Genomic DNA, 15,285 nt, shown 5'->3' with positions numbered 1-15,285 from the left:
CCGGTGTTCCGCTCCACCCCTGCCGAGACCCACGATGCTGCGCCGTGTCCTGCTGCTCTGCCTGTTCACCCCCTTCGTCCACGCCAGTGGCTCCGCGCCACTGCCCTTCCCCGGCGAGGAACCGGCGCGCTGCGCCTGGTCGGCCAGCGTGCTGGCCTGCATGGACGATTCGGGCAATCTCTACAGCGTCGCCACCCAGGGCCACGACACCTACCTGCGCGGCTTCGAGGCCAGCAGCGGGCGGCGCTGGGCGCAGACCGGCACGCGCTACGGCAACCTGACCTTCTTCAGCGGCGTGGCCAGCGACGGGCAGGTGTGGGTCGGCACCAGCCGGGGGATCGGCTGGACCAACGTCAGCCGCTTCAGCAACTCGTCCGGCGACAGCGCGCGACTGACCTGCGGGCGCGTCAGTGGCTGCAAGCAGCAGCCACGTTGACGAGCCCATTGCAGGATTGTCGCGAAGCAAATACGTTATGTTATAACAATTGACGACCGTGACCCGCCCATGACCTCCCTGCTGCCCGATATCGCCTGCCAATCCACGCGCCTGCCCATCCCGCTCGACTGGGTCGGCATGCACGGCATCGCCCTGCCCTTGCTGATCGCCGGCGAGCGCGTGGCCGCCTTCGCCGACGCCGGCGTCAGCCTCGACGAAGCCGAGGCGCGCGGCATCCACATGTCGCGGCTGTACCTGGCGCTGGAAGCGCTGGCCGATGAAGAACTGTCGCCAGCGCTGCTGCGCGGCGTGCTGGAGCAATTCCTGCGCAGCCACGCGCAACTCTCGCAACGGGCGAGCCTGTTGCTGCGTTTCGAGCTGATGCTGCGGCGCGCGGCACTGGTCAGCCCATTGAGCGGCTGGAAGCGCTATGCCTGCGAAGTCCACGCGCAACTGGAGGATGACCGGCTGCAACTGGAGCTGCGCCTGACCCTGCCCTACTCCTCGACCTGTCCCTGCTCGGCGGCCCTGGCGCGCCAGCTGATCCAGGAGCGCTTCGACGCCGACTTCGGCCAGCGTCCGCTGAAGGCCAGCGAGGTCCGTGCCTGGCTCGGCAGTCCGCAGGGCATAGTTGCCACGCCGCATAGCCAGCGCAGCGAGGCGCGGCTCGCCCTGCAACTCGATCCGGCAACAGCGGCCTTTGCCTTCGGCGAACTGGTCGACCACGCCGAGGCGGCCCTCGGCACCGCCGTGCAGACGGCAGTCAAACGCGCGGACGAACAGGCCTTCGCCCTCGCCAACGGGCAGAACCTGATGTTCTGCGAGGACGCCGCGCGCCGGCTGCATCGGGCGCTGATGCAGCGAGAAGAGGTGTCAGGCTTCGAGGTACGCGTGGTGCATGCGGAAAGCCTGCACGCCCACGATGCGGTAGCGCTGAGTCGCTGGGTGCGCGACTAGCCGCGCGCTCAGGCGTTGAGGTCCAGCGCCAGGCGAATCTGGTCGCGGCACTGGATGCCGTTCTCGACGATCGGCTCGGGGTAATGCCGGACGAAATAGTCCGGGTCGATACCGACAATGCGGAAACCAACGCGCTGGTACAGGCCGAGCTGGGCCAGGCTGGAATTGCCGGTGGCGATGGTCAGGCGCTGCAGCCCGGCCTCGCGCGCCTGCTCGATGGCCGCCAGCAGCAGGCGTCGGCCCAGGCCGCGCTCCTGCCACTCTTCTTCCACCGCGACACTGGTGATCTCGGCGACGCCGGGCTCGCGCGGAGTCAGGGTGAGCACGCCACGCACCGAATCGGCTTCGTTGAGCGCCAGCAGGCGCGAATCGCCCAGGTAGCTTTCGATCTGCGCGCGGCTGGGATCGGCCTTGAGCAGCAGCGGCCAGGGCGCCTGCGCGGGCGAGAGTTCGACGAGGGACAGATCGGGGAAGAAATTCACCATGATTCATCTACCAAAGAGTCAGTGGGGAGGAGGGGTTTAGCCTCCCGAGCGTCCCGATGCAAGCTTTCAACGCCGCGCCGTAAACGCATCGGGCCCGCCAAGGCGGGCCCGATGCCGTGCGCTGAAAAGGCTCAGGCGTAGATGTCGCGCCGGCTCCAGGGCAGTTCCTGGCTACCGTCGGCGTGGGGTTTGCTGGCCAGAATCTGGTGCAGGTTGATCCAGCCCTTCCTGAAGCCGTAGGCGCAGCCGGCCAGGTACAGGCGCCAGATGCGCAGGGCCTGGTCGGGCACCAGCTTCGCCGCTTCGGCCAGCTTCGCTTCGAGGTTGGCGCTCCAGAAGTCCAGGGTGCGCGCGTAGTGCAGGCGCAGGCCCTCGACGTCGACCACTTCCAGCCCCGCCTCGCTCATCCGCGAGACGGCCAGGGACAGGTGCGGCAGCTCGCCGTGGGGGAACACGTAGCGGTCGATGAAGTCCCCGGCGCCGCGCCCGACCGGGCTGCCGTCGGTGTTGCTGGAGGTGATGCCGTGGTTCATCACCAGCCCGCCGGGACGCACTGCGTCGTACAGCTGCTGGAAATAGAGGCCGAGGTTGGCGTGACCGACGTGCTCGAACATGCCAACGCTGACCACCTTGTCGTAGCGGCCGTCACGGGGCAGGTCGCGGTAGTCCAGCAGCTCCAGAGTGACCTTGCCCTCCAGCCCATCGGCCTTGACCCTCTCGCGGCCCAGCTTGAGCTGCTCTTCGCTGAGAGTGATGCCGTGCACCTGGGCACCGAACTCCCGCGCCGCCAGCCGCGCCAGCCCACCCCAGCCGCAGCCGACGTCGAGCAGCCTCTCGCCTGGTTTCAAGCGCAGCTTGCGGCACAGGTGACGCAGCTTGGCCAACTGGGCAGTGGCCAGGTCCTCGTTGCCGGTCTCGTAGTAGGCGCAGGAATAGACCATCTGCGGATCGAGCCAGAGCTGGTAGAAGTCGTTGGAGAGGTCGTAGTGGTAATGGATGGCTTCGGCGTCGGTGGCCTTGTCGTGGCTTTCGCGCACGTAGTCGGTGTCGCCGTCGTCATCGCCCAGAGCGGCGCTCAGGGCGTCGGCCATGGCAATCACTTCGCCGATCGGCCCTTCGATGTCCATGCGCTTCTCAACGTAGGCGCGGCCGAGGATGTCGAGGCTGGGGTGGGTGATCTCGGTCAGCAGAGTCGGATCGCGAACGACGAGAGTTACCTGCGGATCGGGCCCCAGGTCGAAAGCCTGGGCGTCACCGATGCGGATACGCAGCGGCAACTGCAGGGACAGCAACTCAGAGGGCAGATTGGCTTTCATGCAAACCTCCTGGTCACAGGGCTGAGGAACTATAGACCAGCACGCCCATAGTCTTCGCCTATGGCCTGGCCCGCGAAAAACTATCGGGCGCCGACCACTGCGGTAAGCCTGACGATTCCATTGCAGTGGAGTACGCCCCGGCGGGTTGCGTTCCAAAAAGAACAGCACGGCAAGACAGCTCGCCCATGAAGCGTAGCAGCCGCTTCGCTGGGCATCTTTGTCAGCCCTGAGATAGAGCCTTTCCTCAGTCGTAACTATCGCCGAGGTGTGACAGTTCGTCGCTGCCTTGCACTACACTGGGGACCGCCCGCGCCCATCCCGGCCGGAGCACCTCTGCAGTGAAGGGGGCCTTCCTTGAATACCTTGTCCGCGCCGCGTCCGGCGGTCCGCACCGTACTGGTGGGGCTGATGCTGGCGATCTTCCTCGGTGCGCTCGACCAGACCATCGTCGCCGTGTCCCTGCCGGCGATCTCCGCCGGCTTCGGCGACTTCGACCTGCTGGCCTGGGTCATCTCCGGCTACATGGTGGCGATGACCATCTCCATGCCGATCTACGGCAAGCTCGGCGACCTCTACGGCCGTCGCGTGCTGATGCTCTTCGCCATCGGCCTGTTCACCGTCGCCTCGCTGCTCTGCGGCGCCGCCCAGAGCATGGAGCAGCTGGTGCTCGCCCGCGTGCTGCAGGGCATCGGCGCCGGCGGGATGATGTCGGTGAGCCAGGCGATCATCGGCGACATCGTCCCGCCGCGCGAACGCGGGCGCTACCAGGGCTACTTCAGCAGCATGTACGCGGTGGCGAGCATTGCCGGCCCGGTGCTGGGTGGCGTGCTCACCGAATACCTGTCCTGGCGCTGGGTGTTCCTGATCAACCTGCCGGTGGGCCTGGTCGCCCTCGCCGTCTCGCGCCGGACCCTGCGCGGCCTGCCCGTGCCGGGACGCAAGCCGGTGATCGACTACCTCGGCACCCTGCTGATGATCGCCGGCCTGGGCAGCCTGCTGCTGGCGATCACCGAGGTCGGCCAGGGCGCGCGCTGGAACGATCCGCAAATGCTCGCGCTGTTCGCCGCCGCCCTGGTGCTGATCGCGCTGTTCGTGACGCAGGAACGCCGCGCGCCGGAGCCGCTGGTGCCGATGCATCTGTTCGGTATCCGCGCCGCCACCCTGAGCTGGCTGATCTGCTTCTTCGCCAGCTTCCAGGTGATCTCGCTGTCGGTGCTGGTGCCGCTGCGCTTCCAGTCGGTAACCGGCGCCGGTGCCGACAGCGCCGCGCTGCACCTGTTGCCGCTGGCCATGGGCGTGCCGATCGGCGCGTACTGCTGCGGCCGTCTCACCGCGATCATCGGCCGCTACAAGCCGCAGATCGTCGCTGGCGGCCTGCTGATGCCGCTGGCCATTGCCGGTCTGGCGCTGACGCCGCCAAGCTCCTATTTCCTCTCGGGCGTCTGCATGCTGCTCACCGGCATCGCCGCTGGTACGCAGTTCCCCACCAGCCTGGTGGCGGCGCAGAGCGCGGTGGAAACGAAGCACCTGGGTGTTGCTACCAGCAACATCACGCTGTTCCGCTCCCTGGGCGGGGCAGTGGGGATCGCGCTGATGTCCGCGCTGTTGCTGGCGATGCTGCAGCCACTGGCGGGGGAAGCGGGGCACGGGCTGTCGGCCAGCGCGCTGCTGGCCAGCCTCAGCGGCGCCGGCCACGAAGCGCAGCGCCTGGCGCTGGATGGGGTGTTCGGCCACCTGTTCCTGATCAACGCAGGCTTCGGCGCCCTGGCCCTGCTGATCGCCCTGGCGCTGCCCGACCACGCGCTGCGCGGCCGGGGCAACGATTAGCGATGTCGCGCAGGGTCAGTCCTCGTCGTTGAGGTAGCTGACCTTGCGCAGGTCCGGCAGCAGCAGGCAAACCAGCAGCGCCACGCCGCACATGACCGAGACGTAGATGTAGAACACCTCTTCCTGGCCGATGCTCTTCAGGCCCAGCGCGGCGTATTCGGCCGAGCCGCCGAAGATCGCATTGCCCACCGCATAGGACAGGCCCACACCCAGGGCGCGGATCTGCGGCGGGAACATCTCTGCCTTGATCAGGCCACTGATCGAGGTGTAGAGGCTGACGATGGCCATGGCCAGGATGATCAGGCCGAATGCCGCGTAGGGGCTGCTGACGGTCTTCAGTGCGGCGAGAATCGGCCAGGTGCACAGCATCCCCAGGGCGCCGAACCAGAGCATCGAGGTCTTGCGGCCGATGCGGTCGGACAGCGCACCGAACAGCGGCTGCATGCACATGTAGCAGAACAGCGCGAAGGTCATCACGCCGCTGGCCACCTTGGCGTCCATCCCGGCGGTGTTGACCAGGTACTTCTGCATGTAGGTGGTGAAGGTGTAGAAGATCAGCGAGCCGCCGGCGGTGAAGCCGAGCACGGTGAAGAAGGCGCGCTTGTGGTGGGTGAACAGCTCGGTGAGGGTGCCCGACTCCTTGCGGTTGAGGTTGGCCTCCTTGGCCGTCTCGTTCAGCGAGCGGCGCAGGTAGAAGGCGATCACCGCGGTGACGGCGCCGACCACGAAGGGAATCCGCCAGCCCCAGTCCTTGAGCTCCTCGGTGGTCAGCAGTTGCTGCAGGATCACCACCACCAGCACCGCCAGCAGCTGGCCGCCGATCAGGGTCACGTACTGGAAGGAAGCGAAGAAGCCACGCTGGCCCTTGAGCGCCACTTCGCTCATGTAGGTCGCGCTGGTGCCGTACTCACCGCCCACCGACAGGCCCTGGAACAGCCGCGCAATCAGCAGCAGCGCCGGCGCCGCCACGCCGATGCTGGCGTAGGTCGGCATCACCGCGATCGCCAGGGAGCCGCCGCACATCATCAGCACGGAAATCATCATCGCCGTCTTGCGGCCCTTCTTGTCAGCAATACGGCCGAACATCCAGCCGCCGATGGGGCGCATCAGGAAGCCGGCGGCGAACACCCCGGCGGTGTTGAGCAGTTGCACGGTGGGGTCGTCGGAAGGGAAGAACGAATGGGCGAAGTACAGGGCGGTGAAGGCGTAGACGTAGAAGTCGAACCACTCCACCAGGTTGCCCGAGGAGGCGCCGACGATGGCGAGGATGCGCGAGCGGCGCTCATGGGCGGAGTACTGCGGGGCAGGTGCGTTCATGGGGATTCTCTTGTCGGTTGTTCTCGTGTCGGTACTGCGGCTTCCCGTCTCGATGGACGGAATTCCCTCTGCCGTCCCGTGCCCGCGTGTGACTCCAACGATGGAATTTTTCACGGACACAATCTGAAACAGTATAGACATCTCCGATAGCCGGCTAACGAAATCCGTGGGGTTGGCCGGTCCTTTCGGTTCGAATATCGGACACTTGTGAACGCGCGTTTGTCGTTTCCGATTGACCGGCCACTAGCCACCTTCTATCGTTGGCCCCGCTCCCCGCCCTGCGGGAGACTTGTCAGGTACCCCTCGCAGGGCCGGAGCCCGACCTTGTCCACAAGACAAGGTCGATTTCCATTCCCCTCGTGTAGCGGCCTCTGCCGCCTGGCCTCGGTGCCCCGTCCACACCCCCGGACGTGCAGGCACCGGGGGAATGTTGATCTTCCCCTCGCCGCTTCATTTCAGTGCCCAAGCCCAGAAACGAAAAAAGGCCCCCGCAGGGACCTTTCTTCATGTGCGCCCGCGATTATTCCACGGTCACCGACTTCGCCAGGTTGCGCGGCTGGTCGACGTCGGTGCCCTTGAGCACGGCGACGTAGTAGGACAGCAGCTGCAGCGGCACGGTGTAGAGGATCGGCGCCAGGCAGTCGTGGATCGCCGGCATGCCCACCACGTGGGTGCCCTCGCCATTGGCGATGCCACTGCCGCCTTCGGCGAAGACCACCAGCTCGCCGCCCCGGGCGCGGACTTCCTGCAGGTTGGACTTGAGCTTCTCCAGCAGTTCGTTGTTCGGCGCCACGGTGACCACCGGCATGTCGGCGTCGACCAGGGCCAGCGGACCGTGCTTGAGCTCGCCGGCCGGGTAGGCTTCGGCGTGGATATAGGAGATTTCCTTGAGCTTCAGCGCACCTTCCATCGCCACCGGGTACTGCGCGCCACGGCCGAGGAACAGGGTGTGGTGCTTCTCGGCGAACAGCTCGCTGACCTTCTCCACCACCTTGTCCATGGACAGGGCTTCTTCCAGGTGGGTCGGCAGGCGGCGCAGCTCGTTCACCAGCTCGGCCTCGACGCCTTCGCCCAGGCGCTTCTGCACCTGGCCGATGCCCAGCGTCAGCAGCAGCAGGGCGACCAGCTGGGTGGTGAAGGCCTTGGTGGAGGCCACGCCGATTTCCGGGCCGGCGTTGGTCAGCAGGGTCATGTCCGACTCGCGCACCAGCGAGCTGGTGGCGACGTTGCAGATCGCCAGGCTGGACAGGAAACCCAGCTCCTTGGCGTAGCGCAGCGCGGCCAGGGTATCGGCGGTCTCGCCGGACTGGGAAATGGTGACGAACAGCGAATCGGGGTGCACCGCTACCTTGCGGTAACGGAACTCGCTGGCGACTTCGACCTGGCAGGGAATGCCGGTCAGGCTTTCCAGCCAGTAACGGGCGACCATGCCGGCGTGGTAGCTGGTGCCGCAGGCGACGATCTGCACGGTGCGCACCTTGCCCAGCAGCTCGCGGGCCTGCGGGCCAAAGTTGTCCACCAGCACCTGGGAGGTGCCCAAGCGGCCTTCCAGGGTGCGCTGCACCACGGCCGGCTGCTCGTGGATCTCCTTGAGCATGAAGTGGCGATAGCCGCCCTTGTCGGCCGCCTCGGCGCCCTCGTGGTAGCGCACTTCCTCGCGCTGCACCGGGTTGCCGTTGACGTCCCACAGGCGCAGGCCATCGCGGCGGATTTCGGCGATGTCGCCCTCTTCCAGGTAGATGAAGCGGTCGGTGACCTGGCGCAGCGCCAGCTGGTCGGAGGCGAGGAAGTTCTCGCCGTGGCCCAGGCCCACGACCAGCGGGCTGCCGCTGCGGGCGGCGAGGATGCGGTCGGGCTGCTTGCTGCTGATCACCGCCAGGCCGTAGGCGCCGTGCAGCTCCTTGACCACCGCCTTGAGCGCGACGGTCAGGTCGCCCAGCTCACCCAGGCGCAGGTGCAGCAGGTGGGCGATGACTTCGGTATCGGTCTGCGAGGTGAACTCGTAGCCGCGCGCCTTGAGCATCTCGCGCAGGGGCTCGAAGTTCTCGATGATGCCGTTGTGCACCACCGCCACTTCGCCATGGGAGAAGTGCGGGTGGGCGTTGGCCTCGGTGGGCGCGCCGTGAGTGGCCCAGCGGGTGTGGGCGATGCCCAGGCGGCCGAGCAGCGGTTGCTCCTCGATGGCCTGTTCCAGGCTGGAGACCTTGCCGGCACGACGGCGGCGATCGAGTACGCCGGCGTTGTCGATCACCGCCACGCCGGCGCTGTCGTAGCCCCGGTATTCCAGGCGCTTGAGGCCTTCGACGAGGATCGGGGTGATATTGCGCTCGGCGATGGCGCCTACGATTCCACACATGGCTTGGGTCTCCTGTCAGTCTTCGCAGCGCGCGCGGATCACTTTCACGCCGCGCGCCTGGATCAGTTCGAACGCTTCATCAGTCAGGCGTTCGTCGGTAATCAGGGTCTGGACGCTGCTCCAGGGCAGCTCCAGGTTGGGAATGCGCCGGCCCAGCTTGTCGGACTCGGCCATGACGATCACCTCGCGGGCGACCTCGGCCATGACCCGACTCAGGCCCAGCAGTTCGTTGAAGGTGGTGGTGCCGCGCTCCAGGTCCAGCCCGGTGGCGCCGATGAACAACTGGTCGAAATCGTAGGAGCGCAATACCTGCTCGGCCACCTGGCCCTGGAACGACTCCGAGTGCGGGTCCCAGGTGCCGCCGGTCATCAGCAGCACCGGCTCGCGCTCCAGCTCGCGCAGGGCGTTGGCCACGCTCAGGGAATTGGTCATCACCACCAGGCCGGGCTTGCGGCCCAGCTCGGGGATCAGCGCGGCGGTGGTGCTGCCGCTGTCGATGATGATCCGCGCATGCTCACGGATGCAGCCGGCCGCCGCCCGGCCGATGGCCTGCTTGTAGCGCGACAGCGGCTGGCTCGGCTCGGCGATCAGCTCATGGGGCATCGGCACCGCGCCGCCATAGCGGCGCAGCAGCAGGCCATTGCCTTCCAGGGCGGCCAGGTCCTTGCGGATAGTCACCTCGGAGGTGGCGAAGCGGCGCGCCAGGTCGTCCACGCTGACCTCGCCCTGTTCGGCGAGCAGCGCCAGGATGTCATGACGACGTTGTGGAGTGTTTCGTTTCGACATGAACGATTAAGTTTCGATTCGAAAGATAAGTGCGCGAATCAAAACTCAATATGTTTCGTTCGTCAAGATTTTCCAGGATGAACGGAAGTCGTTTTTAGCAGGAGCGAGCTTGCTCGCGAATCGGGCCATCGCGGACGAAGTCGGCTCCTGCAGAGCTGCACACCCCGCGGGGGCGGACTTCGGCCGCGATCAGCACAGGCCGTGGTGGGGTTCGCGAGCAGGCTCGCTCCTGCACGGATCTTGGTTTCAGTCGACTTCCAGGCGGTTGCGCCCGCCGCGCTTGGCGCGGTAAAGCGCCTGGTCGGCCCGCTCGAAGGCGACCTCGCCGGCTTCCTCGTTGCGGAAGGCGGTCAGGCCGACCGAACAGGTGATGCTCAGGCGCTGGCCCTTGAAGTGGAACGGGCAGGCCTCGATGGCCCCGCGCAGCCCGTCGAGCAGCTGGCGGCCGCCGTCCAGGGGCGTTGCCGGCAGCAGCACGACGAACTCCTCGCCGCCGTAGCGGGCGATGAAGTCGGTCTTGCGCAGGCGCTTGGCCAGTTCGTTAGCGATGATCTTCAGTACCTTGTCACCGGCCAGGTGGCCGAAGCCGTCGTTGATCCGTTTGAAGTGGTCGACGTCGATCACCGCCAGCAACAGATCGCCGCCATAACGCTGCCAGCGCGAAACCTCCAGCTCCAGGCGTTCGCTCAGGGCCGCGCGGTTGGGCAGGCCGGTCAGCGCGTCGGTCATGGCCTTCTGGCGCTGGTCCTCGATATTGGCCTGGAAGGTCCGGGCCTCCTCTTCCATGCTGGACACGCGGGTCATCAGCGACTGGATGCGCTCGCCCACCTCACGCTCGCGGGTCTCGCGCTCTTCGCGGAAGCGGTCCATGGTGCCGACCAGCCCCTGCAGGCGCGACTCGACATTGCGCTTGAGGCCTTCCAGGTCGGTAGCCTCCAGCACGCTGTCCTTCAGGCCGCTGACCTGTTCGCGCAGGGTATCGTCGAGGTCGCGGGCGCTGGAACTGGAGCCGGAATAGTTGTCCTGCACCGCCTGCAGGCCGTCGAGGAAGGCCCCCAGGCGTGCATTGAGCTGGTGCAGATAGCCTTCGAACTCACGCTGGCCGCTGTCGTTGAGCGACAGCACGAGCACCGCCAGATCGTCCAGCACCGGCACCAGTTCGTACCAGTTGAGGCTGCCGTGGATGCGCGAGCGCAGGGCTTCGGCCTGGGGTTGCTGGGCGGCCGGCAGGTTCATTTCGTCCAGCAGGTGCAGCAGGCTGGCCTCGATGTGCGGCGCCACGGCGCTGTAGCCCGGCTCCGGGCGCGGCGGCAGGGCATAGGGATCGCTGGCGTGGCTGGCCTCTTCGGCGCTGCCGAACAGCCCCGGCGGCACCGGCAGGCTATCGAGCAGGGTGCTATCGGGTTGATCGGCGGGCCCGGCGGTGAAGGCTTCCCCGACCGCTGTCGGCAGGGCGACCGGCTCGACCGCCGGGTCGGCCAGCACCACCGGCTGCAGGGCGGCGATGGACGGCGACGGTGCGCTGGCCACCCGCTGGGCGATGGCCGCGGGCGCCTCGGCCAGCGGCTCGGGCACAGTCTCGGCGGAATCGGCCTCGGCAAGCGCGGGCACAGGGATAACCGGGGCTATCGGGACAGGCGCAGGCGCCTCGGCTGCCACACGGGCGGGCGCCTCGGGCGCTGGCTCCTGGGCAGGTGCCGGGGCTGGCGCAGCAGTCTCGGCCGCTTCCGCCACGGCAGCGGCCGGGTCGGCGGCTGCGTTGTCGCGGCTGCCGAACAGCCGCTGGAGGAAGCCGGGGCGCTGCTCCGCTGCGGCGTCACCGAAATGCTCGATCACCTGGCGCTGCAGGCGGCTCAGCTCGCTGAGCAGCACCGGCAGTTCACGGGAGGTGCTGGCGCGGCTGGGGATGTCCTTGGCCAGGCGCTTGAGCGGTTTGCGCACGTCGCCCGGCAGGTCCAGCGTCAGCAGTTGCTGGGACAGCTGGCTGAGGGCGGCGATGTTCTGTTCGATGCGCTGCTGGCGGCGCTGCTCGGAGTCGAGCACGGCCTTCTCCAGCTGTGGAATCAGCCGCGACAGGCCGGCGTCCATGTCGTCGCGACGCAGCACTTCGCGCAGCTCGGCCATGCAGGCGTCCACCGCCTTGTCGCTGCCTTCGGCCGCCAGGCTGCTGCGCACCAGGCCGCGGCGCAACAGGTCGACGCGGGCATCCCAGCGGCGCTCGAGCTTTTCCTGCTGTTCGAGGCTGTCGAGGTACTTCTGTTTCCAGCGTTGGTCGTCGTCGCGACTCATTCAGGGGCCTCGCCGCGCAAGACGAGCGACGAGGACGAACGCAGGGCATCCGGCAGGCGGATTTCCACGGCCACCGGCAGGTGGTCGGAAATCGGGTGCGGGAGGACACTGACGCGTTCCAGCGCCAGCTCGGAACTGAGCAGGATGTGGTCCAGGCAGCGCTGCGGGCGCCAGCTGGGGAAGGTGGCCTCGACCTGCGGGGCGATGAGCTGGAGGTCGCGCAGCGGCGAGCTTTCCAGCAGGTCGGTGGCGTGGGTGTTCATGTCGCCCATCAGCACGTGGTGGCGATAATCCTGCAGCAGCTCGCGGATGTAGGCGAGCTGGCGGGTGCGGGTGCGCGCGCCGAGGGCCAGGTGCATCATCACCACCGCCAGTGCGTCCTTGCCTTCGCCGAAGCGCATGAGGATCGCGCCGCGTCCGGGCGGGCCGGGCAGCGGGTGGTCTTCCAGGGCGCTGGGCTGCAGGCGGCTGAGCAGGCCATTGCTGTGTTGGGCAAGGCGCCCGAGGTTGCGGTTGAGCTGCTGGTACCAGTACGGGAAGGCACCGAGATGGGCCAGGTGTTCGACCTGGTTGATGTTGCCGGAGCGGATGCTGCCGCCGTCGGCTTCCTGCAGGGCGACTACATCGTAGTCCTGGAGCAGCTCGCCGATGCGCTGCAGGTTGCCGGCGCGCCCGGCAGCCGGCAGCAGGTGCTGCCAGCCGCGGGTCAGGTAGTGGCGGTACCTTTCGGTACTGATGCCAACCTGGATATTGAAGCTGAGCAGGCGCAGCCGGCCGTCGTCGGGCAGCCCGGCAGGCGTGCCGTGAGTCGCATTCACCCGCGGAACGCAGGCTCCTGCGACACGATCACGGGTACGCCGGCGCAGCATCGTCGTCGGCCCTTACTGCGCGGCCTTGGCGTCGGCGCGTTCCTTGGCGATCAGCTGGTCGGCCAGCTGCAGCGCCTCGTCCGGGCTGCCGGCCGAACCGATGTCGAAGCGGTACTTGCCATTGACCACCATGGTCGGCACGCCGCTGACCTGGTAGGCCATCGCCAGTTTCTTGGCCTTCTCGAGCTGGCCCTTGATGGCGAAGGAGTTGTAGGTGCTGAGGAACTTGGCCTTGTCGATGCCCTGTTCGGCGACGAAATCAGCCATCTCATCCGGAGTGGTCAGGCCCTTCGGGTTGCTGTGCAGCTTCTCGAAGATCGCGTGGTGGACCTTCTTCTCCACGCCCATGGATTCCAGGGTCAGGAACAGCTGGCCGTGGATGTCCCAGATACCGCCGAACATGGCCGGAATGCGCACGAAGTGCACGTCGGCGGGCAGCTTCTCGATCCACGGGTTGATGGTCGGTTCGAAGGCATAGCAGTGCGGGCAACCGTACCAGAACAGCTCCACCACCTCGATCTTGCCGGGCTGGGAGACCGGTACGGCCTGGCTCAGCTCGGTGTAGTTCTTGCCCGCTTCGAAATCGGCTGCGTTCGCGTTGAAGGCGAACAGGCCGGCGAAGGCAAGCGCGGCGGTGAAAATCAGGTTACGCATGGTTCACTCCTTGGCTGAGCGGAACCGCCGCGCCCATGGCGCAGCGGGATGAAGCGGTTTGACCGGAAAGGCCAGACACAGTTCGGAGCATTGTAGTGGGGGCGGATGCAAAAAAGGGTGGCCGAAGCCACCCTTTTTTCGAAGCAAATTGTCGCTTTGGCGTTTCCGCCCGCGCCAGGCTGCTTAGTGCAGGCCTTCGATGTAGCTGGAGATCGCAGCGATGTCCTTGTTGGACAGCTTGGCGGCGATGCTGCGCATGATCATCGCGTCGCCGTCGTTGGTGCGCTCGCCCTCGCGGAAGGCGGTCAGCTGCTTGGCGGTGTAGGCCGCGTGCTGGCCACCCAGGTGCGGGAAGCCGGCTTCGGCATTGCCCAGGCCGCTGGGGTTGTGGCAACCGGTGCAGGCCGGCATGCCTTCGGCGAGCTTGCCGCCGCGGAACAGGGCTTCGCCCTGGGCGACCAGCTTGGGATCGGCGGCGCCGATGCTGCCGTTCTGGCTGGAGAAGTAGGCGGCGATGTCGGCCAGGTCCTCGTCGCTGAGGTTGGTCAGCAGGCCGGTCATTTCCAGCACGGTACGCTTGCCGTCCTTGATGTCGTGCATCTGCTTGAGCAGGTAACGCTCACCCTGCCCGGCCAGTTTCGGGAAGTTGGGCGCCATGCTGTTGCCATCGGCACCGTGGCAGGCACCACAGACAGCAGCTTTCGCCTGACCGGCCTTGGCATCGCCCGCGGCGTTCGCCACACCGACAAGACCCAGGGTCAACAGCAGACTCACGATCAATTTGTTCATCAGCTAATCCAATAACGGCTAAGGGTGAAAGAGTAAGGCCGGAGGTTACTTCGACATCCACTGGATAATTGTCTGGTAATCCTCGGCGCTGCAGTCGGTGCACAGGCCGCGAGGCGGCATCGCGTTGAAACCGGTGGTCACATGTTGCACCAGCGTGTCCATGCCCTTGTCCAGGCGTGGCTTCCAAGCGGCGGCGTCGCCCTTCTTCGGCGCCATTGGCAACTGACCATTGTGGCAGGCGCCACAGGCTCTGTTGAAAACGGCTTCCGGATCCTGGGCCGCCAGGGCGCTGGATGCCAGCGCGGCAACGATGGCTGCGAACAGCAGTTTCTTCATGATTGTCCTCATCGCAGGGAACATCCACGTTCTTGATTGCGCGGACTCCAACGTTCCCGTGTGGCTCGACCCTGGGGGATAAAGCGCACACAAAATCCGCGGCATTATATACTTCAGATGCCCAAACGGAAACGAAACCGCCCCCCGCGACACCGCGTCGCACCCGCCGCGAAGTTACCCATGTCCTCGAAGAACACTGCGAAAAACCCCATTCTCGGCCTCTGCCAGCAGGCCACTTTCCTCATTTCCGCCGCCAAGGTGAACCAGTGCCCGGAGGATTCCGGCCTGGAAGTCGCCTTCGCCGGCCGATCCAACGCGGGCAAGTCCAGCGCGCTGAATGCGCTGACCCACGCGAACCTGGCACGGACCTCCAAGACCCCCGGCCGCACCCAGTTGCTGAACTTCTTTCGCCTGGATGACGAACGCCGCCTGGTCGACCTGCCCGGCTACGGTTACGCCAAGGTGCCGATCCCGCTGAAGCTGCACTGGCAGCAGCACCTGGAAGCTTATCTCTCCAGCCGCAATGCGCTAGCCGGCGTCGTGCTGATGATGGATATCCGTCACCCGCTGACCGATTTCGACCGCCTGATGCTCGACTGGGCGCAGGCCAGCCAGCTGCCGATCCACGTGCTGCTGACCAAGGCCGACAAGCTGGCCTATGGCGCGGCGAAGAACGCGCTGCTCAAGACCCGCAAGGAGATCCTCGACGGCTGGGGCGATGTCGCCACCCTGCAGCTGTTCTCGGCACCCAAGCGCCAGGGCGTGGAAGAGGCGCAACTGGTCCTGGCCGGCTGGCTGGGGCTGCTGGACGAGGAAGAAGAGGAAGCCGGCGAGGAGGCCTGAGGCCAAATCGCAGGCAAAAAAAACC

14 protein-coding genes are annotated in these 15,285 nt (G+C 66.6%); 4 read left to right on the top strand and 10 right to left on the bottom strand.

What is annotated here, in order from left to right; translation table 11 throughout:
• Nucleotides 1–37: 37 nt before the first annotated feature.
• Together HNP46_RS04110 and folE2 are read left to right on the top strand one after the other, a co-directional pair.
• On the top strand, nucleotides 38–436 hold the full coding sequence (locus tag HNP46_RS04110) for a hypothetical protein (RefSeq protein WP_409372399.1): 399 nt from the start codon (nucleotides 38–40) through the stop codon (nucleotides 434–436).
• A gap of 69 nt (nucleotides 437–505) precedes the next feature.
• On the top strand, nucleotides 506–1,393 hold the full coding sequence (gene folE2, locus HNP46_RS04105) for a GTP cyclohydrolase FolE2 (RefSeq protein ID WP_184586231.1): 888 nt from the start codon (nucleotides 506–508) through the stop codon (nucleotides 1,391–1,393).
• A gap of 8 nt (nucleotides 1,394–1,401) precedes the next feature.
• Here the strand turns inward: folE2 and HNP46_RS04100 are convergent, their stop codons facing one another.
• A complete protein-coding gene (locus HNP46_RS04100; RefSeq protein ID WP_184586230.1) occupies nucleotides 1,402–1,878 on the bottom strand; it encodes a GNAT family N-acetyltransferase in 477 nt (158 codons plus the stop codon).
• Nucleotides 1,879–2,009: 131 nt separating this feature from the next.
• Nucleotides 2,010–3,194, bottom strand: coding sequence for a C17 cyclopropane fatty acid synthase CfaB (gene cfaB / locus HNP46_RS04095; protein ID WP_184586229.1), 1,185 nt, complete (start codon nucleotides 3,192–3,194; stop codon nucleotides 2,010–2,012).
• Nucleotides 3,195–3,602: 408 nt separating this feature from the next.
• Between cfaB and HNP46_RS04090 the strand changes: the two genes are divergently transcribed.
• On the top strand, nucleotides 3,603–5,021 hold the full coding sequence (locus tag HNP46_RS04090; RefSeq protein ID WP_409372398.1) for an MDR family MFS transporter: 1,419 nt from the start codon (nucleotides 3,603–3,605) through the stop codon (nucleotides 5,019–5,021).
• 15 nt (nucleotides 5,022–5,036) lie between these two features.
• On the opposite strand, the gene HNP46_RS04085 is transcribed toward HNP46_RS04090, so the two are convergent.
• From HNP46_RS04085 to HNP46_RS04050, 8 genes are all read right to left on the bottom strand, one after another.
• On the bottom strand, nucleotides 5,037–6,338 hold the full coding sequence (locus tag HNP46_RS04085) for an MFS family transporter (protein WP_184586227.1): 1,302 nt from the start codon (nucleotides 6,336–6,338) through the stop codon (nucleotides 5,037–5,039).
• Between the two features lie 520 nt (nucleotides 6,339–6,858).
• Nucleotides 6,859–8,694, bottom strand: a complete 1,836-nt coding sequence (gene glmS / locus HNP46_RS04080; protein WP_184586226.1) for a glutamine--fructose-6-phosphate transaminase (isomerizing) — start codon at nucleotides 8,692–8,694, stop codon at nucleotides 6,859–6,861.
• 15 nt (nucleotides 8,695–8,709) lie between these two features.
• Nucleotides 8,710–9,480 (bottom strand): DeoR/GlpR family DNA-binding transcription regulator, encoded by a 771-nt coding sequence (locus tag HNP46_RS04075; protein WP_184586225.1) that lies wholly within the window; start codon nucleotides 9,478–9,480, stop codon nucleotides 8,710–8,712.
• Between the two features lie 246 nt (nucleotides 9,481–9,726).
• Nucleotides 9,727–11,769: a GGDEF domain-containing protein gene (locus HNP46_RS04070; RefSeq protein ID WP_184586224.1), complete on the bottom strand. Its 2,043-nt coding sequence runs from the start codon at nucleotides 11,767–11,769 to the stop codon at nucleotides 9,727–9,729.
• Complete coding sequence (locus HNP46_RS04065; protein WP_184586223.1) at nucleotides 11,766–12,638, bottom strand: endonuclease/exonuclease/phosphatase family protein; 873 nt, start codon at nucleotides 12,636–12,638, stop codon at nucleotides 11,766–11,768. Before HNP46_RS04065 ends, HNP46_RS04070 begins: the two co-directional genes overlap by 4 nt.
• Nucleotides 12,639–12,650: 12 nt before the next feature.
• Entirely contained in the window at nucleotides 12,651–13,292 is a 642-nt protein-coding gene (locus HNP46_RS04060) for a thiol:disulfide interchange protein DsbA/DsbL (protein WP_184586222.1), read from the bottom strand.
• Between the two features lie 183 nt (nucleotides 13,293–13,475).
• The gene (locus HNP46_RS04055; protein WP_184586221.1) at nucleotides 13,476–14,081 is read right to left on the bottom strand and encodes a c-type cytochrome; all 606 of its coding nucleotides are present in this window, start codon (nucleotides 14,079–14,081) and stop codon (nucleotides 13,476–13,478) included.
• 45 nt (nucleotides 14,082–14,126) lie between these two features.
• Complete coding sequence (locus HNP46_RS04050; protein WP_138213303.1) at nucleotides 14,127–14,417, bottom strand: c-type cytochrome; 291 nt, start codon at nucleotides 14,415–14,417, stop codon at nucleotides 14,127–14,129.
• A 180-nt stretch (nucleotides 14,418–14,597) separates the two neighbouring features.
• On the opposite strand from HNP46_RS04050, the gene yihA reads away from it, so the two are divergent.
• Nucleotides 14,598–15,260 carry a ribosome biogenesis GTP-binding protein YihA/YsxC gene (gene yihA / locus HNP46_RS04045; protein ID WP_184586220.1) on the top strand — a complete coding sequence of 221 codons (663 nt, stop codon included), beginning with the start codon at nucleotides 14,598–14,600 and terminating at the stop codon, nucleotides 15,258–15,260.
• Nucleotides 15,261–15,285: the final 25 nt, after the last annotated feature.

The sequence above is a fragment of the Pseudomonas nitroreducens genome (assembly GCF_014204515.1).
In the GTDB taxonomy this organism is placed as follows: Bacteria; Pseudomonadota; Gammaproteobacteria; order Pseudomonadales; family Pseudomonadaceae; genus Pseudomonas; species Pseudomonas nitritireducens_A.
Note: the sequence above shows the minus strand (reverse complement) of the source record. Positions and strands in the feature narration are given on the sequence as shown.